Here is a 24,641-nt window from a genome sequence, read left to right on the forward strand (position 1 = left end):
TTAAGCTATTTTCGCACCAAAACCCTAGAAGGGGTTCTGTTGCAAAGTTTGAAAAAAGCATAAACAGGTTGGTAAATGAGGAACAAGGTTTAGGAAGTAGCTAGTAATTGTTGAAGTTCATTGTACGTTGAAAAGGCGGAGTCTCTTTGCAAACATCGCCTTTGTTTATATAGGGCATGAATGGTCTCGATACCTTTTATAGTACGTGAAGCATGACGGAAATTTTGGAATCCAGAAGATTTGACAAAGCGCCGTTTTACATGTCGATGATCCTGTTCAATCAGTTTATTGAGATGCTTGATGGTACAATGTTTCGTACGCGCATAAAAGCCGTTCTTTTTCAGTTTTTTGAACGCACAAAGCAAGGCTGGAGCCTTGTCTGTAGTAAGAACCGTTGGTTCTCCAAAAGCTTTGACAAGTCGCTTCATGAACATACAAGCTGCTTGATGATCACGTGTTTTTCGAAGTTGGAAATCAAGCGGATGTCCATCGCTATCAATGGCACGATATAGATAGCACCACTCACTTTCCATTAAGCGCTAGACCAATAGTAAAAGCAGGATTAATATGATTTCCACTAATCCCACCGAAGATAACAGCGGAATCCCAACTGCAAATCCCCAACCGGTAGCTATCACCATCCAACCTGTTTTGTGGCCTTTTGCTCACCTTAGGTGAACATTTGCAACAACACCATTTCCTAATATTACAAGTAAAGCAGTGGCAAATACTTCTGCGATGTATGCTGTCATATTCTCTCCTTTCTAGATATGGAAATTTTATGTTAGATGTAGCTTGCTTAAAATATAAGGAAGTATTTATAGGTTTTTTATTGCTCTCCGATGAAAATATCTTTCCTCTTAGTGCAAAGATATGAAATACTTAGGAAAATGAATGTCAGTAGGATTGGTGATACTTATTTAGTTCAATTTCTAAGTACTTATTGACATAATCCAATGTAAATAACTACATTTTCAGTTGTATTATTTCTTAATTCAAGATTTTTTTTAAAGTTGAGATACAATACCTGATGGTGCTTTATTATTTGGATTTGATTGTCAATTATAGCTATTATTCCCCCGCAAATAGTATGAATACATATATTTTCATTTAAATATTCGTTTATAAGGACATCACCAGATGGACTTATAAATAAAAATGTTGAATATATATTTCCTATTTGATTAATTACCGTTTTACTCACTTCGTCATTTATCCCAATCGGTGTTATATTTTTTAGCATCATTGATAACTCTCCTTTTATGTTTATAAATTAAAGAAGAAATTTTATAAAAATAAGTTAAATTGGATTTTATAAATTTTTTTAATAGATACATAATTTGGCTAATTACAAAAGCATTTCAAGTCATTGCTATAATTCATTGTATGTTGAAAAAACGCAGTTTGATTACAAACTGCGTTTTTGTTATAGATTATTTGGATTTCTTTGAAGGAACATGCAGTATATGACAAAGATTTTTGAATTCCTTCTAAATTGGCAAAACATTGCTTTACACATCTATGCTCTTGCTCCATGACATTATTCAAATGCTCTCATTAAATTTTTCATAAAAACATATGTAACCTGATAACCTCAATTTTTAAGAAGTTGAAAATCCAATGTGTACTTTCTACCAATTACAAAATAGATTTACGAATATTCCAATTAAATTTTTATTTAAATCTTATCTAATTTCCAAAACGACTGTAAATTTATATTTTTCTTCTTCTTCCAAAGTTTTATGAACACTAATAATAACCTTACATTCACTTAATAATAATTGATTTTATTTCAGGTGCAACTAACCCACTAATTCTCCACTTTAACATTAGTATGTTTATGGCGCATTTTAAAATATATTGGGAGACCTAAACCAGTTAACCCTATTCCACATAATGCTAGTAATGGTTGTGTAAATAATGTATTTAACACAATAAATGCCCCACCAAATAAAGAGATTATTGGTATAACTGGATATAATGGTACTTTATAAGGACGTATAAGCTCTGGCTCTCTCTTACGTAAAATGAAAACAGCTAAAAATGTCATTGTATAGAATATCCATATAACAAACACTAACATATCTGTTAAAGTATTAAACCCACCAACAAGCATCATAATTACAGAAATTAATAAGATAAATATGCCAGAATTATAAGGAATTCTGCTTTTATTAGATAATGTAGCAAACCATTTACTAAAAGGCAGTTTATTCTCTAAGGCCATTGCATAGGGAATTCGCATTCCAGTCATAATATATCCATTAATTGTTCCAAACACAGAAATTAAGATACCGATACTAACTAATTTACCACCCATTGTACCAAAGAGAATTGTTGCTATTTCAGATGCTGGTGTATCAGTACCTGCGAGCGCAGTTGCAGACATGACCAGTAGAAATGCAATGTTAATTAGTAAATATACAATCATAACAATTGTTAAACCTAAAATAATAGCTTTAGGTAAATCTTTTTTAGGATTTTTCATTTCTCCAGCAATATTCCCAACATGTATCCATCCATCATATGCAAACATTGTTGCTAATAAAGCAGAACCAAGTGCAGAAATAAAAGACTTATCGGATCCAGCTTCAATTGGGAATAATTGAAACGTTACATCGCCTTGATGTAGTAACCCGAAAATAATAAGAAGTCCTAAAGGGAGTAATTTGCATATGGTAGAAGCCATCTGAATTCCACCAGCAGCTTTTGCACCTAAAAAGTTCATTAAGGTTACAAAAGTTGCAGTAATAATAGCAATTCCAACTATAAGCATTTGATTTTCATTAGGATTTAGTCCAAACAGGTTAACAGTTTGAGTCCCAAAAATAATAGCAAGCGCTGCAATATTTGCTGGAAAGTAAATGACTGTTTGTGCCCAACCTAATAGAAATGCTGTTAGATTTCCATAAGTACGTTTTAAATAGGCCATCATGCCACCTGTTTCTGGGATAGCTGCTGATAATTCAGCAGCAGTTAATCCAGCACATATAGTTAAAATTCCACCTATTATCCATGCAAGCAATCCTAAGCTTGCCGTGCCAGTTGCACCATATACAGCAGTTGGTTTGAAGAAAACACCAGCTCCTATAACAGTACCAATTACAGTAGTTAAAGCAGCAAAGAAACCGATGTCTTTTTTTAGTTGTTGTGACAAAGTGATCACTCCTCTTTTATAAGAATAGATACACTCTCTAATGAATTTAAATTTTTGTTTAAATATTCTTCCCTATTTGTTTATAAAATATTTTTGCTAGTGAAATTTTGAACTTTATTATAGAAAATTAAATAACATAGCAAAATGAACAATTGTAGATAATTTTGTGAAACATTTCACATGTTTATCTGCAATTATATCTTTAATAAAACATTCAGATAAGAACATCTATATCCAACATAAATTTATATAATTTCCAGCTTGTAGTGTATAACCAAAATTTCTTTAAATTCAGAAGAGATGCTATTCGTGACAAAGTCTAGCATACAAAAAAATAGGATTCAATCATTATTTTGCAATAGGTTTTTTTAACCTATAAATTAAAGATATTTTGTGAACTATTTCACAATCAATTGACATAACAATTTGAATGTTGCTATCGTATAGTGGCAATCAGGCGATAAAAAATACCATATATCGCACAATAAATATATTGTGTTTAATATTACTCACTCGTAATCGCTGGTATTGTTTGAGAAATAAACTCGTTTTGAAAGGACGTGTTAGTAATGAAAATTGGAATAGTAAAAGAGATAAAAAAAGGAGAAGCTCGTGTAGGGATGACTCCTGAAAATGTTAGAAAGTTAGTTAAAGAAGGTCATCAAGTTTTAGTGCAGAAAGATGCTGGTTTAGGTTCTGGATATACAAATGATGAATATACAAATGCAGGTGCAAGTTTAGTAACGCAAGAAGAAGCTTGGGATGTTGATATGGTAGTAAAAGTAAAAGAACCATTACCTGCAGAATATCATTACTTTAAAAAAGACCTTATTGTATGGGGGTTTTTACATCTAGCAGCTTCTAAAGAATGTGTGGAAGCAATGAGACAAGCAGGAACTACTGCAATTGCTGGAGAGACAATTAGTGAAGATGGTGTTTTAGCACTATTAAAACCAATGAGTGCGATTGCTGGTCGTCGCGCAGTCTTTATGGGAGCTTATTATCTAGAAAAACAACATCAAGGAGAAGGAATTTTATTATCAGGAATTGAGGGAATTCCTGCTGGAAATGTTGTCATTTTAGGTGGAGGAAATGCAGCTATTAATGCATGTGATATGGCAATTGGAATTGGTTGTCATGTAACAATTTTAGAACTAAACAACACACAAATTGCTTATTTAAAAGAAAAATATGCGAATGATTCTGTGCAAGTTATTGAATCTAATACTGAAAACTTAGAAAAACATATAAAAGAGGCAGACGTATTTATTTCGACTATCTTAATACCAGGAGCTAGACCACCGAAAATTGTAAAAGAATATATGGTTCAATCTATGAAACCTGGTAGTGTTATTGTTGATATTGCAATTGATCAGGGTGGAACAGTTGAAACAGTTGATCACTATACAACACATGATAACCCTGTATTTATTAAGCATGATGTAATTCATTATGCTGTACCAAATATGCCTGGTGCTACCCCACGTACTTCGACCATGGCTTTAGCAAATGGTAATATTGAATACTTATTAGCAATTGCTAAAGATGGATTAGAGAATGCAATTATCAACAAACCAGCTTTGGCATCTGGTATAAACATTTATAAAGGTACGATTACCTATGAAAATTTAGGATCAACATTAGAGTTAGATTATAAACCATTGAAAGAAGTGTTAATATGATTAACAAAGCTTTACCACTTAACATTGGTGATATAAAAAAAGCTCAACAAATTCTTTTTGGAAAAGCTCGTAAGACTCCGCTTGTTAAATCTTTCTATTTGACAAGTAAAACCGGTGGAGAAATATATTTAAAGTTGGAAAATATGCAGTTAACTGGATCATTTAAATTTCGTGGTGCATTTAATAAAATTTCAAATCTAACAGACGAAGAAAAAACAAACGGTGTAATTGCTTGTTCAGCTGGGAATCATGCACAAGGTGTTGCATTATCTTCTCATTTGCTTGGAATTAAAAGTAAAATTGTTATGCCAACTTCTGCACCACAAGCTAAAGTTGACGCTACTAAAGGATATGGTTCTGAAGTTATTTTACATGGAGACACTTTTGATGATGCTAAGGCTAAATGTGAAGAAATAATACAGCAAACAGGTGAAACATATTTACATCCATATGACGATGTAGAGGTAATGGCGGGTCAAGGAACAATTGGTTTAGATATTCTTGATGATATGTGGGATGTTGATACTGTAATTGTACCTATTGGTGGTGGTGGTATAATTTCAGGAATTGCAGTTGCACTGAAATCCTTTAATCCGTCAATTAATATTATTGGTATTCAAGCTGCTAATGTCCATGGAATGAAAGCTTCTTATGATGTTGGAAAAATTGTATCACACTATGAAGCACCTACAATAGCAGATGGATGTGCGGTTAAAATACCAGGAAATTTAACCTTTGAAATTGTAAAAGAATTAGTAGATGATATTGTAACGGTATCAGAAGATGAACTAGAGGTAGCCATGAAAGATTTACTACAACGTGGCAAAGCTGTTGTAGAAGGGGCAGGCGCATTAGCTACAGCTGCACTTCTTGCAGGAAAAGTTGATCAATATATAAAAGGTAAAAAGGTAGTAGCAGTTATTTCAGGTGGAAATGTAGACTTAAAACGCATTTCCAGTGTATGCGAGCATTTCTTTGTTGCAAATGAAGTGAAATAAAGGTTTAGATAACCTATAACATAGATTGATTTTATGAAAGAAGAGCTAGGAAGGATATCTTAGCTCTTCTTTCATAAAAGGAGGCATGTATTTTGGCCAACTTATTACGAAAAAAATCTGTTTCGAAATTGTTGGGAGAAAGCCAAAGTAAGACTTTGACAAAAACACTAGGGGCATTTGACCTAACAATGCTAGGAATTGGTGCGATAATTGGTACAGGAGTTCTAGTATTAACTGGATTAGTGGCAGCAAGAGATGCTGGTCCAGCAGTTATTTTTTCATTTATGATTGCAGCAATTGTTTGTGGATTTGCAGCTTTATGTTATGCAGAGGTTGCATCTACACTTCCTGTTTCAGGTAGTGTGTACACATATTCATATGTAACGATTGGTGAGTTTGTAGCTCATTTAATGGGATGGACATTATTGTCAGTATACGTTGTAACGACTGCCGCAGTAGCTGGCGGATGGACTGGTTACTTCCACAACTTAGTAAGTGGATTGGGACTTGAAATTCCAAAAGCGCTGTTAACGATTCCGTCGCAAGGTGGTATGGTGAATTTACCAGCAGTTTTCGTTACGTTAGTTATAACTTGGTTATTATCACGAGGTACGAAAGAAAGTAAGCGTGTGAATAATATAATGGTATTAATTAAAATTGGTATTGTTGTTTTATTCATTGCTGTTGGTGTATTCTACGTGAAACCAGAAAACTGGATACCATTTGCACCGTACGGTTTAAGTGGAGTTTTCACGGGGGGAGCAGCGGTATTCTTTGCTTTCTTAGGTTTTGATGCATTAGCAACTTCAGCAGAAGAAGTAAAAAATCCGCAACGTGATTTACCGATTGGTATTATTGCTTCGTTAGTTATTTGTACAATCATTTATGTTGTAGTTTGTCTTGTTATGACTGGTATGGTTTCTTATAAAGAATTAGATGTACCAGAAGCAATGGCTTATGTATTAGAAGTTGCTGGACAAGATAAAGTAGCAGGAGTAATTGCATTTGGAGCTGTAATTGGTATTATGGCTGTAATATTTGCCTATATCTATGCAGCAACACGTGTATTCTTTGCGATGAGTCGTGACGGATTATTGCCAGGATATTTTGCGGAAATTAACCAAAAGACAGAAGCGCCGACATTTACAACTTGGTTAACAGGAATTGGTAGTGCTTTAATTGCTGGCTTTATCGATTTAAAAGAATTATCAAATTTAGCAAATATTGGAGCGTTATTAACATTTGCTATGGTTGGTGTATCAGTCATCATTCTTCGTAAAACACATCCGAAATTACAACGTGGATTTATGGTACCACTTGTACCAACTTTACCGATTATTTCAATTGTGTGTTGTTTATTCTTAATGCTAAATTTACCGTTAACAACATGGGTATACTTTGGTATTTGGTTAGCAATTGGAGTAGCTGTATACTTTGTTTATTCGAAAAAACATAGTCACCTAACAAAAGAAGAAACCTCATAGTGGGGTGTGTGTAGCAATGGAACCAAAACTTACGTTAAGTATTAACGGACATTCATTTTACGGGCTATTTCATATGTTAGTGAACATGAAATACCCATTTTGTGTATTGTGATGTCCGCTAATGATACTTATCGGACATTATCAGTGGAATATGTTCTTGATCTTTTTACAAAATCGAATTTTTCTGTTTCAGAAGAATGAAAAAGTATCTAAAATTAAGCTGTTTTCATATAAAAAGTGATAATTTTATCATTTCTAATGTCCGCTAATGCTTGTTGCGTTATCCTGTTACATTGCTACACATACCCCTATATCTGAAAGAGTCATCATGCATTATCATGAAAGCGCAATCAAAAGGTAAGGTATTTTTTGTTGTTCATGAAAATGCTTCCTTGTAAACATCATAAGAAGGAACGGTATGATATCCTTTTCAATATTCAGGTGCATACAAGTTTTTAAATAACCGGACAATATTATATAGCTCAAGGAGTTATTAAGCATCATCATGAAAGTGCAATCAAAAGATACGATGTTTTTGGTTGTATATGAAAACGTTTCCTTTCCGAACACCATAAGAAGGAACGAACAAAGATGGGTACAGCTGTGCACAAGGAAGCCTCGCATTTGAAACAAAAGGTGTAGTAATTACTGAAACCATCCTTTTACAAAAGGATCAATTGGTAATTAAAGGCCAGACAATCATGACTCAGGAAGAAAATTTCCTGAATAACAAGAAAAGAGGAATATAGCTATGTCTACAATAAATGAAGATGTGAGCATGAAGAAAGCTCAGGAATATAGTGTTAAGAAAGCAGTACCCATTACCTTATTGTTATTTCTATTATGTTTGGTAATTGACAATTCGTTTAAGATTATTTCTGTTGATATGGCAAAGGATTTTGACATTTCAGTGACAACTGTTAGCTGGCAAGCAACCCTAGCTGGCCTTGTAATTGGAATTGGGGCAGTAGTTTACGCTGCTTTAGCAGATTCCGTTAGTATCAGAAAACTTTTTAGCATTGGTATTATTTTAATATGTGTCGGTTCAGTCATGGGATATATTTTTCAACACTCGTTTTTACTAGTTGTTATCTCACGAATTATCCAGACTGCCGGTTTAGCATCAGCTGAAACCTTATATGTGATATTTGTAACAAAACATTTACCTGCAAATGAACAAAAGAAGTTTTTAGGATTAAGTACAAGCAGTTTTGCTCTTTCACAGCTTATAGGTGCACTAACTGGGGGTTATGTTTCAACATATTTCCATTGGACAACTCTGTTTTTACTTTCTTTAGTAACACTTTTTACCCTTCCTTTTATTTTAAAGTATCTTCCTAAGGAAGAAGCGAAAAACAGTAGTGTAGATGTATTAGGATTATTTCTAGTTGGAGCCATTTCAGCATCACTACTACTATATATTACCGATTTTAATTGGATTTACCTTCTCTTGTTTATTGTTGCAATTACCTTGTTCCTTACTTATATCAACAAGAACTCAAAAGCTTTTATCGGAATATCATTCTTTCAAAATAAACAGTTTATCTCATTGCTTGGAGTTGCTTTTATAATATACTCTGTACAGTTAGCATATATTTTCTTATTTCCATTCTTACTTGAAAAGATTTATGGTTTGAAGCTAGATACCATTTCACTATTATTGATTCCAGGCTATATAGCAGCTACTATAATCGGGGCTCTTTCTGGAAAATTTGCGAAGGTTATGGGAAGCAAGCAATGTATTACAATCGCTATGTCTAGCATTATGGTCAGCTTACTATTAGGCGGATTCTTTGTAAAAACTTCTGTTGTTGTATTCGTAATATCCATGATGTTATTCTCTAGTTCATTTGCATTCATGTACGCACCATTACTTGATTCTTGCATTTGTACGATTGAGAAAGAAAAAACAGGAACGGCAATCGGATTTTATAATTTAACACTTAATGTCGCTATGTCAATCGGAATTGCCTATACAGCCGCAATGATGGACCATTCCGCAATGAGAAAAAATTTCCTAGGGATTATAAGCAATCCGGATGCTTCCATGTTTAGTAATATCCTATTCATTCTCGTACTCATTACCCTTTTTAGTTTATCTCTGTACTGGGTATTAGTAGGACGAAAAGCGACAAAATAGATTTATAAAAACCTTAAAATGATTATTTTATGTTAGAACCGGTTCTGGTGCAAAAACTCCAGGGCAATTGCAAGTAATCTTTAAATCTTGGACATACTGATACTATTACTCTAAAAAAGGGGTGTAATCGGTATGGACAAGGAAAATTTATTCAAATGGAAGCACTATCAGCCTGATGTTATCTTATTAACGGTAAGATGGTACCTGCGGTACAACCTCAGTTTTCGTGATTTGGTGGAAATGATGGAGGAACGAGGTTTGTCTATTGCTCACACAACGATTATGCGCTGGGTGCATCAATATGGACCTAAATTAGACGAAAGAGTACGACGTCATCTTAAGACAACAAATGATTCCTGGAGAGTCGATGAAACGTATGTGAAAGTAAAAGGTCAATGGATGTATTTATATCGCGCAGTCGATTCAGAAGGGAATATCATTGATTTTTATCTAAGTGAATCAAGAGATAAACAAGCAGCCAAGCACTTTTTTAAGAAAGCCTTGGCTGCTTCTCATATTTGTAAACCTCGTGTTATAACAGTAGACAAGAATCCAGCCTATCCCGTAGCGATTCAAGAGTTAAAGGAAGAGAAACGTATGCCTGAAGGCATACAAATAAGGCAAGTTAAATATCTCAATAATATAGTGGAACAGGATCACCGTTTCATTAAGAAACGTGTGCGTTCTATGTTAGGATTCAAGTCGTATGAAACAGCCATTTCTATATTGAGTGGTGTTGAAGCCATGCATATGCTGAAAAAAGGACAACTTCACCCACAGGTGAAGTCTGCCCAAAATGAAGTTAGATTCATACATAAATTGTTTGGAATTGCATCATAAACTGTAATTGAACAGTCCATGTAGGTTCTATGTCTCTATCAAATAGTTTTTGCACCAGAACCGATATTTGGATTAGTCGTTTGGTCTCACAGTTAACAGGAAATTACTGTTCTATATTCCTATTAGGCTATTTTCGCACCAAAACCACCATATATGTTTTTTATATTTTATAAAGCAAAAAATATAGAGTGGATTTGGATGTTTTTTTGAATTAAATACAAAGGAAGGTTGCATAAACTGGCATTTTTTTCTCTCATATCTCAAAAATCAAGAATACTCTTTCTTTTGAGATATGAAACATTTTTAGCTTAGAATTAAAACTTGCTATCTATCAAAATATTAATCCCGTAATATAAATCTTTTTTAGTAAAAGATTCAGTGCCCATCCTAGATCGGTTTAATTCATGACGTTATCCATAACACAGATCTGAAAAACAAGAAAGTTCCCTTTTTCATCTCAATGACATAAGAATACTATTCATTTTGAGATAAAGATTTAATGAAATTTTCAACTACCTATAATATATCTTATGTAAACTAATTTAAAGTAAGTTACAGTAAACATTGGTGTATCAAGTATTTTTGTCTAGCAACACAATACATGCCTCTCTTCATATAATTAATAGGCCCAATTCTTTTTGCAACATAACTTTTTCTATTAAGAAACTTTGTAATAGAACCTCTTTTTAGGTTCTATTGTGAAAATAAAAGGATGTGATAATTGATTTTTTCTGTACATCACAAAAAATCAATTATCAGATTCACCTTTAAACATTCTTAAGCATAATAACAATACAATTATACCAACGATAATTATCATTGCTTACAATCAATTCTGATGAGTATTTTGTAATTACAATAAAAATCTCGTATGAAAATGTATTTTTGCTCATGCATTTCAGATAATTGGAATCATGCTAGAATGTAATCATCAGATTTACCTGATTAATAAAATGTACTTCTACTTTTAAGACATTTGTAGATTATTGCAACAAAAAGAGAACCACTAGAAGTACAGTAGTTCTCTTTGAAATGTTATCTTCTTAATGTGATAAAGATTTTAGCTTTTATACAACATATGTTGATTAATTTTATCTCGGATTGCGCTTGCAATAAATTCTTCAATAGAACTGTTCGTTTCATTTACAATCTTTGTGATTGTATGGTATTCATTGTTTGTAATCGTTACTGACTTAGTCACACTGCTGCTATCTAAATACACGCTATTATTAACACGTCTTGTTAATTTTCCTTCTATTATATACGGGCTTAAACAATCAATCCATTCTACCTGCATTTGCATTGGTAATTGAATAATAGATTGACGAACATCAAAATACCAGAATTCATCTTCTTCAGAAACCTTTATATTTCGTGGTGATACATACTGTAGTACCAAATCAATTATTTGAAAAACATTACTACGTAATTGATCTGATTTAGGAAAACGAAATTTGACAAACCTTTGATGATGGCTTCTTGGTTTATCGGATAGAACATATGAAGGTTCATACCCCCTTTTTAGTGCATCTTCTAGTGTCATCTTGTTTCCAAACTCATCAATAAGCACAATATCCCCGCGCTTCGGAATAGATATAATGCGTGCTAATTTATTACCTTCCATAAATTTTTGGAACAATACTACATTATACTTTTGTGAGAATGTATATAGAGTATTGGTCTGATCCAATTGCTGTACCAATCCATTGATTTCTTCCTCATGTACAAATTTAGTCTCACGATTACGATGTTTCTGTATAGAACAAGTCAAATCCCCTTGTTCTATCCACTTTTCAAGTTGATACATGCTCACATTATAATCTTTGGCTGCCTGATATAAGGTAATTCCTTCTGTCTCACGATCTTCTTTCAACTTTTCTATGTCTTCTCGCTTAAATAAAAAGCTACCATCTAAACGCCAGGTCTCTCGATTAATTGGATTTAATTGTTCTTGTCTCATAAGAGTAGTAAAAATGAAGCTACTAATTCCTAAATAAGCTTTTACTTCATTCGTATTCATATTCATTTCTTGTCTTTCAAACATATCTTTTCCTCCTATGTGTAAACTTCTGTTATCTGAAATCAATAATTTTATTATGTAAAGTTAAATTTCTAAAATATATAGTGCAAATTAATTATAACACAATCAATACTTAATTTATTTCTAAATATATATAAAATTAAAATTCAATATCTAATTAAATTACCTTTTATATAATTAGAAATTATATAAAAGGTAATTTAAAAAAATAAATAGATAATAACCATAGAAAATGTGAGTTTTTCTATGGTTATATAACACTTTCATTTTTATAAAATTTAATTTTGATATGTAAATAATTTTGAATGTAATTCAGTTATAATAATAGATGCAGAAGAAATTAATAAGGAGTTGAATGACAATGAAATTTGAATTGATTACAATTCATAGTGAAACTTCTTTAGAAAATATTGAGAAACAAAAACAAAATTTCGCAAACATAATTGCATTATGGAATCGTGATTATATAAATGAAGCTGAATTTAAAAAGGAAAATAACGAAAGAGAAGATTCATATACATATGTGGGATTTTCAGATGAAGAAATATTGTACTACTACTTAAATCGGCAAACACATTTTGACCAAGAAAAACGTATAAAGGATGCATCCAGGACTCTATATGCACGTGATCTAAGCCAGTTCTATTTTTTCATCAAACAAAGCACAGAATTTCTGCAGCAAGATGTTAAAGATTATGTAATTGGCCAAGTTTGGAGGAACTTAAGAAAACGACATATCCGAAACTACCAAAAGTGGTTATCCCAGGAGGCAATCTCCTATCAATCAAAAGAAAAGTACAAAGCATCTACGATTAGTAGAAAACTTGGTGTAATCCGCTCTTACTTGAAATGGTTGTATGAAATTCAATATATCCAGGAACCTCTTCATGTAGAGATTCTAAGTACGACCGTTAATAAACAACATAAACCAAAACGCGAGTTATCATATGAGGAAGTGAAGCATCTGCTTCATTACTATAAGGACAATGAAATCAATTACGCTTTATTATCGGTCCTGGCTACTACGGGATTACGTGTTGCAGAAGTCGCTCATGCCAAATGGGAAGATCTTGAGTATGACGCTATACGTGGACGTTACTATTTAACAGTTGATACAAAGGGAGATAATGAACGGATTGTTTCTATTAATAAGGACATTTTTAATCGTATTGTTGCATTTCGAATCCGGAGAAGGTTACCTGTAAACATTGGGACTAAAAATGGTGGGACTATATTTCAAACAAAGAACCATACTGCTTATAGAGAGAATTACTTGTCACAATATATTTCTAAAATTATTAAGGATACCAAGTTACTTTTTACAGAGAATATACGAATTACCCCTCACTTCTTTAGACATTTTTATGTACAGTACTTATATGATTATAAGGGGCTAGCACCTCATGTCATAGCAGCTGCAGTTGGCCATAAAAATGATAGAACTACAAAAGAAAATTACTTGAAGCAAAGACTTACAAAGGATAATGATGTAGGAAATTTAATTGGTGATGATGAATTTTAATATGTAATTAACATATAATAAATTCGAAATAGGACAAGGTTAAACAAATATCCCGTTTCACCTTGTCCGTTTGAATTGTTATAAATATTTATACTGCATAGACTTCAATTTTTGTAGGATTAGAAAAGCGGCGTTCTAATTCTTTTTTGATTTTTTCAATCGCAAAGAAAGCTGAAGATGCATATACAGTAATCACTTTTTTTATAAAAGTATTACCTGTTATTAAAATGTATCTTACTGAATATGATGAAATCATACTCTCACCCTTTCATATATCTATTGTGTTTAAGATATATGCCGATAGGTGTGGATATATTCTCAAAAAATGTAAAGTGATATTGTGAGCAGAATGAAAAATATCAAAAAGTTGATTTAGAAAAAGCACTGCCAAAGTCTTCAGCAATGCCTTTCGATTAGACGTACTAGGATAATGAGCGTCTACTTTCTTCTATACGTTTGCTCATGAATAGAATACAAGTTTGTATTTAACATAGGTTTTGTATGTTCTTTTTTAGCATAATATCGATATAATTCTATCTCTCTATTAAATTTAAAGTTTCACTTCGAAGTGTACTATTATCTTTAAATATTCCTTTATATGACGAAGTTATAGTCATTGAACCAGGTTTTTTCACACCTCTCATTGTCATACACATATGCTCAGCTTCAATTACTACAATTACTCCTTTTGGCTCTAAAGTTTCAAAAATTACATTTGCTAATTCATTGGTTATTCTTTCCTGCAACTGTGGCCTTTTGCATATGGTTTCTAAAGCTCTAGCTAATTTGCTTAACCCAGTTACTTTTCCATTATTAGGAATATAACCTATGTGGGCTCTTCCAAAAAAAGGTACCAAATGATGTTCACACATAGAATAGAACGGAATTTCTTTAACTAATACCAATTCTTCATGATTTTCATTAAATATTTTTAACAAATGTTCAGAAGGGTTTTGACCTAAACCTTGAAAAACTTCCTTATACATTTTTGCTACTCGCTTTGGGGTTTCCAAAATCCCTTCCCTATTAATATCTTCTCCAATTGCTTCAAGAATCATTTTTACTGCTACTTCAATTTTGTCAGTATCTATTTCTACACTTTGGATTGTTTTTAAGCTCATATATTATTTCCACCTTATCAATTTATTCATAAAATGCTCTTATTTATACGCCTCGTTTATTTCCCCATACTAAAGCATGAAGTTGAGGTAATACTTTTGCATCATTCATTTCTTTACACTGTACAGCTTTTTCAATCAACCGTTCATATTTCTGTAATAAGTTTTCAATAAGCACTGCATCATCCACCGTTTTCGTATCATCGTTCCCAACTTGTAAGAAAAATGGTACTTGCGGATATCGCTTGTGCACCTTTACTGCATATTCAAAATCGTAATCTTCAAATACAACTACTTTTAAACTAAAATCTTTTCTTTCTAATTTATGAATAATAGAATCTAGCATCGTAAAATCTGTTTTCATCTTCGAACTTGGTGGTTTAGGCGAAATTGTCACTTCTTCAATTTGAAGTAACCATTCTTGCCACTTACTCCCTTGCGTCTCAATCGCTGTACGAATTCCATTCTCTTTTAATACAGTAAGAAGAAACTGAATATTTTTCAGCAAAACGGGATTCCCACCTGAAATTGTAACGTGAGAAAAATTTTCTCCACCAATTTCAACAAGTTCATTCCAAATTTCTTCTGGCGCCATTTGTCTAACTTGTTCTTTTGCTGAGCCATCCCATGTAAAGGCTGAATCGCACCAAGAGCAGCTATAGTCACAACCTGCTGTGCGAATGAACATCGTTTTTTGTCCGATAACCATTCCTTCTCCTTGAATGGTTGGGCCAAATATCTCCAACACAGGAATCTTACTCATCGAGTATCCACTCCCGTCTTACTTCTGCATAACTCGTTGGTGTTTCAAAGAGACGTACGAATTCGGCACGAGCTCCTTTATATTCTTCTGCTCGATTCCCTTTTGTTAATGCCTCCGCCATCTTTTCATAAATCCAAACAACCATATTTTCCGCAGTCGTATTCATCACTGGTAATGTCTCATTTAAATAGCGATGATCCAAATAAATCTCTATTTCGTTTTTCCAAATTTCTTTTATATCTCCAAAGTCAATTGCAAGTCCAATGTCATTTACATATCCACTAATACCAAATACAACTTTGTATGTATGACCATGTAAATTTTTGCATTTCCCTTCATAACAGTGCAAATGGTGTGCTGCATCAAATGTAAATTCCTTGCTGACCATTACTCTTTTATTATGGTATTTTAATTGCTCACGCTGAATATCCTTGTCCATTTTTTGCAAATTTTCTACAATGCGAAATCCGAAAAAATTTTCCATTATTCATTCCCTCCTTCGCGTTCTTGTAGGTACGTATCTAATCCTGTTTTACGAAGTTGACATGCTGGACATTCATCGCAACCATCACCAATGATTCCGTTATAACAAGTTAATGTTTTTTCTCTAACAAACTCGAATGCTCCAAGTTCATCAGATAATTTCCACGTCTCTGCTTTATCAATCCACATAAGTGGTGTGTGAATGACAAACGGATAATCCATGGATAAATTTAATGTAACGTTTAACGATTTTACAAACACGTCACGGCAATCTGGATAACCACTAAAATCAGTTTCACATACACCCGTTACAATATGACGTGCTCCAACTTGTTTTGCTAATACAGCAGCAAATGATAAGAATAGTAAATTCCGCCCATCTACAAATGTCGATGGTAATTCACCCTCTTCGTGTGTAATCTCCATATCTTTTCTTGTTAACGCATTTGGAGCTAGCTGATTTAGTAGGCTCATATCTATCACTGTATGTTTAATGCCAAGCTCGTTCGCAATTTCCGCTGCACAATCAATTTCGAACTTATGACGTTGATTGTAGTTAAATGTTACAGCTTCCACCTCCGCAAACTGTTGCATTGCCCAAAATAAACATGTTGTGCTATCTTGTCCACCACTAAAAACAACTATTGCTTTATCATTAGAGTACATTTTATTCTCCCCTTAACTACTTGCACTGTTATAATATCTTAAGGCAAACTTCCAAAAATAAATTGAAATAATAAAAAATCCAATAGAATAACCCATTAACGCGAATACATCGTTTAGTTCTAATCGACCAATTAAAGCATAAGTTGGAATATTACTAACAATAACAATAGGAAAAACAAATAAAAAAACAAATCGACTTATTCCTTTATATAAGGAAGATGGGTATCTAAGTAATGTCATAGTACCAAGAAATAACTCATGCATACCTTCAACTTTGGTTAACCATATAGATAAAGTCATTAAAATAAACCACAGAGAATACGAGAGTATAATCCCTAAAAACAATAGACCCAAGAAAGAAAATCCATTTACAATACTAACACTCTCTCCCTTTTGTAATAATGCATAACTAATTAACAGCACGGCTGGTAAACAGTTCCCTAAATTCCCTAAATCAAGCTTTCTTAATGAAACTAGAAACTGACTATTAATAGGTTTAAACAGTATCTGATCTAAACTTCCTTGGTTAACTAAACTCGGTATATACGGTAGATTATTAATAAAAAGAGTAAACATCAAAGATTTTATCAACTCACTTGTTCCAATTAACAAATAAATATCATTTGTATTCCAACCATTAATATTACCAAAACTATCAAATATACTATTAAAAAATACTAATGTAACAATGAACCAAACAACGCTATCTAATATATTTAAAAAAAAGTTAACTCTATACATCATAATATTACTTAAATTAATTTTAAGAATTGCTTTTAACATTTTTAAATATCTAATCATATTTATGCACCAACAGATTCATATTTATTTAACCCCTTCTTCCAAAGTACTCTAATAAGGACATAGAAAACTAAAGACCATATTACTTGTGAAATTAATCCATTTACGATTTCAGTGCCACTTAATTTTCCTAAATATACATTTACCGGAAAGTGAATTAAGTATGAAAAAGGTAAAAACTGAGTTATTGTATTTAACGGAGCTGGTAAAAATTCAAGCGGAATAAGCGATCCAGATAATAATTCTAATACTATATCTACAGTAAAGAAAAAGGATGATATCTCTACAAAGTAAAATGAGAAGAGTGATATCAAATAATAAATCATATAATATAGTATTGAAGCTCCTACTATTGAAAGAATGAACAGGAAAGTATATTTTAAAGTAGGCAAAAGAAAATAATCCCTGTTCAGGAATATTATCGGTATTATCGGTATCACTGACATCAGTAAATGAATAATTTTGTTACCTAAATTATGACTAAACCAATATCCAAAATATGAAAATGGTTTTATAAGATATTTTGATAATTCACCGGATTGTATTTCCTCATTTATCGACCAGTGCATTTCAGGAATTAGTAAAAGTTCAATTAACTTAGCAATTATTACATAAGTAATCATCATTTCAAGAGTATAACCTTGAATATTGCTTTGTGTTTCAAAGAGAGAATGCCACAATAGTATTAAAGCCACAAGCGGTATTAAACCAAAAATCATATATAATACAACATTCATACGATACTGAAAAACCGCTTGAAATGAAAGCATCATTGGTTTTAAATACTTCTTCATACTGTTATTTTCACTCCAGTCGATTCCATTGAATAAATATCTTCAATGAGGTCTTGTGATGACATTTCAGTCAAATTGTAGTCAATAACATTGAATTCTTTTAATATGCTAGATATGGTCTCGTTCACTAACTTATCTTGAACTTTTATTGTTACACTAAATTTATCCGACTCTTTAACTTCTCCATATTTCTTAAGATCTTGAGAATTTATTTCATTTTCAAAGCTAAGATATATATATTTATAACTCTTAATTTCTTCTTTTATTTTTTTGAAATTGTTATTAAAAACAACTTCTCCATTCTTTAATATTATTAATTCTTCACATAACTCATATATATCCGGGAAATAATGGCTAGTTATTACAACTGTTGTATTTCTTTCTTTGCAATAATTCTTGAGAAAATTTCTAATATTCTTTTGAGCAAGAAAATCCAATCCAATAGTCGGTTCATCTAAAAATAATATCTTAGGTGAGTGTAAGATTGAAGCAATTAATTCACATTTCATTCTCTCTCCTAACGATAGATTCCTTACTGGCGATTTAAGAATTTCTGATACCCCAAGATTTTTAGCTAATTCATCTACATTCTTTCTAAACTCTGTATCAGACAGTTCGTATATTTCTTTATGTAATAAAAATGTTTCGTAAGGGGAAAGATCCCACCATAGCTGATTTTTTTGTCCTAAAACAACGCCAATTGACTTTAAAAAATCTTTCTTCTTATCATGGGGGTTAAATCCATTTACCAAAATTCTCCCGGAAGTTGGTTTAATTAACCCAACCATTGCTTTCATTAAGGTAGACTTACCAGCACCATTCGCGCCAATAAGCCCTATTATTTTACCTTCTTTTATTTTGAATGACACATCACTTAAAGCAGTAACCTTGACCTTTTCTCTTTTAAATAAACTCTTGAAGGAGTTTATTAATCCTTCTTCAATTTTTACTCTTTCAAAAGTTCTTGATACATTTTCAATTTCAATGATATCCATCTTCTCTCTCCTTTTTACTACTTACTTACTTACCACTCTAAAAACTTCTGCAAATTGCACTCCTGCCTGCATACCCCTATAAGAATTTAGCCCCAAAACTCCATCAACCAAATTTAATGTTTTAAGTTGGGATTCATATTTTTTAATTGATGCTTTTTTCAATTCAATAAACCTGGTAATATCCTTTACAACCTGATAGTTTTTCATGGGAGTCCATACTTCATACTGTAAACACATCGGAGCACAATTCTCTTTTAAGAACCCTGATTGACACAGGAATATTGCTTCTGATACAACTTCATTTACTATTCGATGATCCCTATCACTTTCCATATCATGGGGGAAATAAATAAAATTAGGCTTATATTTTGAGATTTCGTGAATAATTTCTTTCACAAAATCTAAAGAATACACAAGTGATCTGTCTGGTTTCTTTAAAAATTTAACATTTCCTTTTTCTATCCCTAATGTATTACAAGCATTTATACACTCGTTCTCTCTATTTGAAATAATTTCATTTAAATCCCCTACACCTCCAGATAAATCTCCTTTTGTAATTATTATTACTTTTATATGTTCACCCTTACTAATAGCTTGAGCAATTGTTCCACCACAGCCAATGACTTCATCGTCATGGTGTGGCGCTATAACTAAATGTTTTTTTACTATATCCTTCATTCAGCATCACCTTTATTGAACAGGTAAATCATTTACCTATTATTTTAATTAAAAATTATTTACTCTGGAGTATACTAACTGGATACATTTTATTTCCACTAGAAAAATATACTTTTTTAACGAATTTACCGAAAGAATTCTCCTCCCTCAAGCGTGTGAAGGGCGATAGCCCAACGGTAGGTGGGAGATGAATTTCGGTTTGGCATAGCCAAAAACTTTTGATAAACTAGCTATATGAAATTCTTTGATAACTTGATATATGAGGTTGCAGGAAGAAAATAGAGTGCGAAAACCAAGCCATTCGGTTCCTGCGTAAAATATCAACCGTACCAAAAGAGCATCCAAGCGTTGGACATCTAGGGGGGGAACACCCCGAAGTAACGCTCAGGGAGACGAAAGGTTACTTTCGTCATGGAACTGAGAAGCTCCCACTTCAAGCTTAGCTAAGTGGCGAGTAGTTCACAAGCGTCTATTCACACTGTATATTATTAAAATTTCCCCCTTGCTTCCTACATTCGTACACCATAAATTCACTATTCCTCCCAAAAGGATTTTTATTGTAATCACCATAAAAATTTTTTATATTGAATCCTTCTATTTCTAAGAGATACTGCATTTCGGATGGTAAAGTATATTTTGCAAGAAATCTAAATTTTTTTTCACTTAAAAAATTATCTGCTATGTCATAAACCTCAAAATAACAAGTGGTTTCAACTATTTGCTTATAATGATCTGCTTTTACGACATCCCATGATTTAACTTTATAATTTTTAAAATTCTCCCCTTTAATAGGACTATTTCCTCCATCACTCACTCTCTTAGAATAAGGAAGAATAGTTGGAGGTGTAATAATATCGAAAACAAAAATCCCGCCTTCTTTTAATAGTAATTTAATATTTCTAAGAGCTAACTTTTGTTGTGACGATGTAAGTAAATATTCAAATACACCACCAGACATAAATATAAAATCAAATTTTCTTTCAGACTTAAAATCTGTAGCAGAAGAAACCTTAAATTCTATTTTATCCTTAATATTTGGCATCTCATCTAACTTCTTACTGGCTTTTTCAATCATTCCTGCTGATATATCAACACTGGTTACATTAGCGCCTTTTTCAGCAAGAATAAAAGATAATCTACCAGTACCGCACCCCAAATCTAAAACTTCATCATTTGGTTTAACCAAACCACTGTAAAAATCAAAAATACCATCAGGTTCTGGGATGATAATGTCGTATAATTCAGAAATTTCATCGTATTGTTGCTGCATTGTTTTCCTCCTTAATGTATTTCTTTTTTATATCCCCTATAAAAGGCAATCTGCCAAAATATGAGATAGATAGCAGTTAAATAACCGTATTTTTTTTTGATATACTTATATGAGTTAATAATCGACCTCGTTTTATTTTTAGGTTCATAATAACCATTTTTTTTGTGTAAAACCCCACGTGCATGACCTACCCCATAATTAAATGAACTTTTCAAATCTTGCTTAATGCTTAACTCTGGATGAATAATTCTTGCATTATCATCATATAAAATCTTAAGACTTGCAGATTGAACTCTAATATCAAAATCATAATCCTCTGTCCAAGATAAATTCTCATCAAAATAATATCCATTTACCTTCGCTAAGATTCCTTTATTAAATGCCAATGGAGGTGAATATGCATTTTTTTTGCAAGTATGTATATGTCTTGCACGTGCAATGATTTTTCCAATTTTGCTGTTAAAGGAAAACATCACCCTTCCTTTAGCCAAAGATCCTGCATCTAATAATTTGAATATTTTATTGATGGTACCTGGCATAAAAACACAATCTGAATCCATAATTAACACATTATCTTTACTAGAAATTTCAATTCCATAATTATAAGCTTTTGCTAAATTAGGTGTAGGTAATTCCCCAATTACTGCATTGCTAGAATAGGCGATTTTTTTTACTTCTTCTGTTGCACCATTTAAGACAACGACAACCTCTACATTTTCATCAATACTTTTTAAACACTTTTCCAATCTGATATCGTTATAAGCTGGTATTACAATTGATAGATTCAACATATCTACTCACCTTATTTAAAGAATTATCCATACTACTCAAAACTTCATCTAAACAATAAAATTCTCCTGAATCCTTTAACTCGACTAATTTACCTTTATTATTTCTATATGTTTCTATATCTGGGGTTAAAAGAAAAGCAATTCCTAGATCCTTACAAATATCTTTAATTGCAGGAGCCATTGAATATTTTTTTACCGGTATACCATATTGTACTACTACATCGTATGAATTTGATTCTAGGTATCTCCTAATTCTTTGTATCAACTTATCCCTATATTCTTTCATTAATTCTTCATAAATTACTGGATCCTCAATATCTTCCATCCAATCGTACGCACAAAAAGTAGGATTCATTTGGTATTCATATGGTATAATTCCCGCATTTGATAAAATAATTGGATGAACCATTGGGTATTTATTTGTAACTTCTCTAATTTTTTTACCAATATATGAAAAGTCATATGGTTTAGCCCAAGAACAAACTTGTAAAAAAGCAATTCTTTTCCCCTGAGGCTTTTCGTAATAATCCCCACAAAAATAGTCCTGCCATGTATTGAACTCTTCATGATGAATATACTTTGAGCAAGCTCCTCGTTTAAAAGCTGTTTCCTCTTTTATTAAATCTAATAGTATATATTCTGGGTAGTAAGGATAACTTTTTTTATTAAGTACCAAATCCTTTATCCTTTCATCCTGTAGATTAGAATAATTTCTATTTCTCAAAATCTCTCCTCCTTTATTTAAGAATCAAAAATGAACCTAATAAAAGGGCATCCATCTCTGATCCATAAAATGACCTAATAGCATCACTTGGGTTACATATAATTGGTTCTTTTCCTACATTAAACGATGTATTCATAACTGCAGGAATTCCTGTTTTCTGGTAAAAGTTATAGATTGTTTCATAATAATCAGAATTCATATCCCTCGTAACTACTTGAGCCCTTGTTGATCCATCAACATGAACTATTGCTGGAACTAAATGATGTACCTCTTTTTTAACAGTAGAATTTAACAGCATATAAGGGTTATTTATTTTTTCTTCTAATACTACAGAAGCGTTTTCATCTATGATGCTAGGAGCCAATGGTCTCCATTGCTCTCTTTTCTTAATGGTATTTATTTTATTTAACATATCCCTACTCTGAGGGTTAGCTATTATGCTTCTATTTCCTAAAGCTCTAGGACCGAATTCCATCTTTCCAGAAAATCTTCCTATTATCTTATTCTGAATTAATAACTCGGAGCATTTATCATATTTATTAGAACCTAATTCTATATATGATAGATTATATTTTTTTAATATATTTAAGATACTAGAATCAGGAAATTCCGGACCAGAATATACATGATCTTCAGTGAACATAGGCGTTATACCATTTTCGGCAAGAAACCATGTAGCTGCTCCAATACTTACCCCACTATCTGAAGCACCTGGTTGAATGTACAAACTATCCACTTCTGGTAAATCAGCTATAATTCTATTCGCTATACAATTTAATGCTACTCCTCCCGAAAGACACAAATTATCTATTCCAGTTAGATTAATAGCTTTTTTTACAAGCTTAACAATTGCTCTTTCCAAGGCTGCCTGACCTGAGGCTGCAATATTTTTATATTCCATTACTGATGAATTCATTAATAGTATTGAATCTATTGGATTATATTCATATTTAATATAATTAGGAGCTATCTTTGTTATACTCTTAATAACTTTTATCCAATCTTTTAATACCGAAAAATATTTACCATTCATACTAACTGTATTTTCATTTGGTTTCAAAGGGTTTTCCAGTATATCAGGAAATTCAAATATTTCTTCCCCATATGAAGATAGGCCCATTAACTTCCCTTCATTATGCCTCCCTAAACCTGAAAATACAGTTAATGCTTCATAAAAAATACCTAAAGAATGTTCCAACGGGTATTTTTCTAGTACTTCTATTACATTACCTTTTCCTTTTGCTATCGTTATTGACTCTTCTTCTCCACTTCCATCAATAACTATTATGGTAGCTTCGTTAAATCCCGAACTAAAGAACGCACCAGAAGCATGTGCCAAATGATGAGAACACATATGAATTTGAGGATCTTTATCTCTCTTAAAAATTCTCTTCGGAAAAACCTTTTCAAGACATTCATCTTTGTTAAGCTTCTTTGAATACTTCTCAAAATATAATTGTTCTACATCCCAGCCCATAACAATATGATCTACTTCATTTGGAGTAATTTCAGCTTCCTTTAAACAATAAGCTATTGAATTATATGGAATTTTATCTAATGCCTTTTTTTGACGAATAAATCTTTCTTCTTCAGCTGCAGCTATTAATTTACCATTATAAAATAAACACGCACTTGCATCATGAACATCAAAGTCCCACCCATTGACTCCTAAAACATACATTATTTTACCTCGC

General features: G+C 32.3%; 22 protein-coding genes and 1 pseudogene. 6 read left to right on the top strand and 17 right to left on the bottom strand.

Annotation, left to right across the window (positions count from 1 at the left end; translation table 11 throughout):
* Window positions 1-89: 89 nt before the first annotated feature.
* From B5P42_RS12610 to B5P42_RS12625, 3 genes and pseudogenes are all read right to left on the bottom strand, one after another.
* A pseudogene (locus B5P42_RS12610) lies at window positions 90-533 on the bottom strand (IS6 family transposase); the annotation flags it as partial.
* Window positions 534-940: 407 nt separating this feature from the next.
* Window positions 941-1,246: a hypothetical protein gene (locus B5P42_RS12620; RefSeq protein ID WP_098786163.1), complete on the bottom strand. Its 306-nt coding sequence runs from the start codon at window positions 1,244-1,246 to the stop codon at window positions 941-943.
* 564 nt (window positions 1,247-1,810) lie between these two features.
* A complete protein-coding gene (locus B5P42_RS12625) occupies window positions 1,811-3,157 on the bottom strand; it encodes an APC family permease (RefSeq protein WP_113734311.1) in 1,347 nt (448 codons plus the stop codon).
* 569 nt (window positions 3,158-3,726) lie between these two features.
* Between B5P42_RS12625 and ald the strand changes: the two genes are divergently transcribed.
* The 5 genes from ald (at window position 3,727) to B5P42_RS12650 (ending at window position 10,301) form a co-directional block, all read left to right on the top strand.
* Window positions 3,727-4,839 (top strand): alanine dehydrogenase, encoded by a 1,113-nt coding sequence (gene ald, locus B5P42_RS12630; RefSeq protein ID WP_113734312.1) that lies wholly within the window; start codon window positions 3,727-3,729, stop codon window positions 4,837-4,839.
* On the top strand, window positions 4,836-5,837 hold the full coding sequence (tdcB, locus tag B5P42_RS12635; protein ID WP_113734313.1) for a bifunctional threonine ammonia-lyase/L-serine ammonia-lyase TdcB: 1,002 nt from the start codon (window positions 4,836-4,838) through the stop codon (window positions 5,835-5,837). The genes ald and tdcB overlap by 4 nt, the downstream gene beginning before the upstream one ends.
* Window positions 5,838-5,929: 92 nt before the next feature.
* Window positions 5,930-7,321 carry an amino acid permease gene (locus B5P42_RS12640; protein WP_113734314.1) on the top strand — a complete coding sequence of 464 codons (1,392 nt, stop codon included), beginning with the start codon at window positions 5,930-5,932 and terminating at the stop codon, window positions 7,319-7,321.
* A gap of 751 nt (window positions 7,322-8,072) precedes the next feature.
* A complete protein-coding gene (locus tag B5P42_RS12645) occupies window positions 8,073-9,461 on the top strand; it encodes an MFS transporter (RefSeq protein ID WP_113734315.1) in 1,389 nt (462 codons plus the stop codon).
* Window positions 9,462-9,593: 132 nt separating this feature from the next.
* Window positions 9,594-10,301: an IS6 family transposase gene (locus B5P42_RS12650; RefSeq protein WP_113734316.1), complete on the top strand. Its 708-nt coding sequence runs from the start codon at window positions 9,594-9,596 to the stop codon at window positions 10,299-10,301.
* A 1,060-nt stretch (window positions 10,302-11,361) separates the two neighbouring features.
* Here B5P42_RS12650 and B5P42_RS12655 read toward each other — a convergent pair.
* The gene (locus B5P42_RS12655; protein ID WP_113734317.1) at window positions 11,362-12,345 is read right to left on the bottom strand and encodes a DNA-binding protein; all 984 of its coding nucleotides are present in this window, start codon (window positions 12,343-12,345) and stop codon (window positions 11,362-11,364) included.
* Between the two features lie 358 nt (window positions 12,346-12,703).
* On the opposite strand from B5P42_RS12655, the gene B5P42_RS12660 reads away from it, so the two are divergent.
* Window positions 12,704-13,864, top strand: a complete 1,161-nt coding sequence (locus tag B5P42_RS12660) for a tyrosine-type recombinase/integrase (RefSeq protein WP_113734318.1) — start codon at window positions 12,704-12,706, stop codon at window positions 13,862-13,864.
* A gap of 88 nt (window positions 13,865-13,952) precedes the next feature.
* On the opposite strand, the gene B5P42_RS32270 is transcribed toward B5P42_RS12660, so the two are convergent.
* The 13 genes from B5P42_RS32270 to B5P42_RS12725 form a co-directional block, all read right to left on the bottom strand.
* Window positions 13,953-14,120 (bottom strand): hypothetical protein, encoded by a 168-nt coding sequence (locus tag B5P42_RS32270; RefSeq protein WP_000625960.1) that lies wholly within the window; start codon window positions 14,118-14,120, stop codon window positions 13,953-13,955.
* Between the two features lie 277 nt (window positions 14,121-14,397).
* On the bottom strand, window positions 14,398-14,985 hold the full coding sequence (gene folE / locus B5P42_RS12665) for a GTP cyclohydrolase I FolE (RefSeq protein ID WP_000054143.1): 588 nt from the start codon (window positions 14,983-14,985) through the stop codon (window positions 14,398-14,400).
* A 43-nt stretch (window positions 14,986-15,028) separates the two neighbouring features.
* Window positions 15,029-15,745: a 7-carboxy-7-deazaguanine synthase QueE gene (queE, locus tag B5P42_RS12670; RefSeq protein WP_113734319.1), complete on the bottom strand. Its 717-nt coding sequence runs from the start codon at window positions 15,743-15,745 to the stop codon at window positions 15,029-15,031.
* Window positions 15,738-16,229 carry a 6-carboxytetrahydropterin synthase QueD gene (gene queD / locus B5P42_RS12675; protein WP_113734320.1) on the bottom strand — a complete coding sequence of 164 codons (492 nt, stop codon included), beginning with the start codon at window positions 16,227-16,229 and terminating at the stop codon, window positions 15,738-15,740. The genes queE and queD overlap by 8 nt, the downstream gene beginning before the upstream one ends.
* The gene (gene queC, locus B5P42_RS12680) at window positions 16,229-16,894 is read right to left on the bottom strand and encodes a 7-cyano-7-deazaguanine synthase QueC (RefSeq protein ID WP_088004559.1); all 666 of its coding nucleotides are present in this window, start codon (window positions 16,892-16,894) and stop codon (window positions 16,229-16,231) included. The genes queD and queC overlap by 1 nt, the downstream gene beginning before the upstream one ends.
* A gap of 12 nt (window positions 16,895-16,906) precedes the next feature.
* Window positions 16,907-17,695: an ABC transporter permease gene (locus B5P42_RS12685; protein ID WP_002191888.1), complete on the bottom strand. Its 789-nt coding sequence runs from the start codon at window positions 17,693-17,695 to the stop codon at window positions 16,907-16,909.
* A 2-nt stretch (window positions 17,696-17,697) separates the two neighbouring features.
* Window positions 17,698-18,489: an ABC transporter permease gene (locus B5P42_RS12690; protein ID WP_113734321.1), complete on the bottom strand. Its 792-nt coding sequence runs from the start codon at window positions 18,487-18,489 to the stop codon at window positions 17,698-17,700.
* Window positions 18,486-19,484 (bottom strand): ABC transporter ATP-binding protein, encoded by a 999-nt coding sequence (locus B5P42_RS12695; protein ID WP_113734322.1) that lies wholly within the window; start codon window positions 19,482-19,484, stop codon window positions 18,486-18,488. Before B5P42_RS12695 ends, B5P42_RS12690 begins: the two co-directional genes overlap by 4 nt.
* 21 nt (window positions 19,485-19,505) lie before the next feature.
* A complete protein-coding gene (locus tag B5P42_RS12700) occupies window positions 19,506-20,162 on the bottom strand; it encodes a PIG-L deacetylase family protein (protein ID WP_113734323.1) in 657 nt (218 codons plus the stop codon).
* Between the two features lie 469 nt (window positions 20,163-20,631).
* Window positions 20,632-21,432 carry a class I SAM-dependent methyltransferase gene (locus B5P42_RS12710; protein WP_113734324.1) on the bottom strand — a complete coding sequence of 267 codons (801 nt, stop codon included), beginning with the start codon at window positions 21,430-21,432 and terminating at the stop codon, window positions 20,632-20,634.
* An 11-nt stretch (window positions 21,433-21,443) separates the two neighbouring features.
* A complete protein-coding gene (locus B5P42_RS12715) occupies window positions 21,444-22,223 on the bottom strand; it encodes a glycosyltransferase family 2 protein (protein WP_113734325.1) in 780 nt (259 codons plus the stop codon).
* Window positions 22,189-22,947: a DUF5591 domain-containing protein gene (locus tag B5P42_RS12720; RefSeq protein ID WP_113734326.1), complete on the bottom strand. Its 759-nt coding sequence runs from the start codon at window positions 22,945-22,947 to the stop codon at window positions 22,189-22,191. The genes B5P42_RS12715 and B5P42_RS12720 overlap by 35 nt, the downstream gene beginning before the upstream one ends.
* A gap of 13 nt (window positions 22,948-22,960) precedes the next feature.
* A complete protein-coding gene (locus B5P42_RS12725; protein WP_113734327.1) occupies window positions 22,961-24,628 on the bottom strand; it encodes a carbamoyltransferase family protein in 1,668 nt (555 codons plus the stop codon).
* Between the last annotated feature and the right edge of the window lie 13 nt (window positions 24,629-24,641).

Origin of the sequence: Bacillus sp. SRB_331, assembly GCF_003264175.1 — a bacterium.
GTDB lineage: Bacteria > Bacillota > Bacilli > Bacillales > Bacillaceae_G > Bacillus_A > Bacillus_A mycoides.